This window comes from Enterobacter cloacae complex sp. 385G4 (assembly GCF_057320665.1).
The window spans coordinates 1-769 of sequence record NZ_JBXWDD010000028.1 but is presented as its reverse complement, the minus strand read 5'-3'; the positions used below and the strand labels follow the sequence as shown (position 1 = coordinate 769).

Here is a 769-nt window from a genome sequence, read left to right as displayed (position 1 = left end):
TGGTAATGACTCCAACTTATTGATAGTGTTTTATGTTCAGATAATGCCCGATGACTTTGTCATGCAGCTCCACCGATTTTGAGAACGACAGCGACTTCCGTCCCAGCCGTGCCAGGTGCTGCCTCAGATTCAGGTTATGCCGCTCAATTCGCTGCGTATATCGCTTGCTGATTACGTGCAGCTTTCCCTTCAGGCGGGATTCATACAGCGGCCAGCCATCCGTCATCCATATCACCACGTCAAAGGGTGACAGCAGGCTCATAAGACGCCCCAGCGTCGCCATAGTGCGTTCACCGAATACGTGCGCAACAACCGTCTTCCGGAGCCTGTCATACGCGTAAAACAGCCAGCGCTGGCGCGATTTAGCCCCGACGTATCCCCACTGTTCGTCCATTTCCGCGCAGACGATGACGTCACTGCCCGGCTGTATGCGCGAGGTTACCGACTGCGGCCTGAGTTTTTTAAATGGCGGAAAATCGTGTTGAGGCCAACGCCCATAATGCGGGCGGTTGCCCGGCATCCAACGCCATTCATGGCCATATCAATGATTTTCTGGTGCGTACCGGGTTGAGAAGCGGTGTAAGTGAACTGCAGTTGCCATGTTTTACGGCAGTGAGAGCAGAGATAGCGCTGATGTCCGGCGGTGCTTTTGCCGTTACGCACCACCCCGTCAGTAGCTGAACAGGAGGGACAGCTGATAGAAACAGAAGCCACTGGAGCACCTCAAAAACACCATCATACACTAAATCAGTAAGTTGGCAGCATCACC

Annotated in this window: 1 protein-coding gene; it reads right to left on the bottom strand. The window is 53.6% G+C overall.

Annotated features, from left to right (window positions below; genetic code table 11):
- Positions 1–16: 16 nt before the first annotated feature.
- A protein-coding gene (locus tag AC2FAJ_RS23490) for an IS1-like element IS1B family transposase (RefSeq protein WP_095033700.1) occupies positions 17–714 on the bottom strand; the annotation gives its coding sequence in 2 pieces (ribosomal slippage) (positions 17–465 and positions 465–714; 699 coding nt in all).
- Positions 715–769 lie beyond the last annotated feature (55 nt).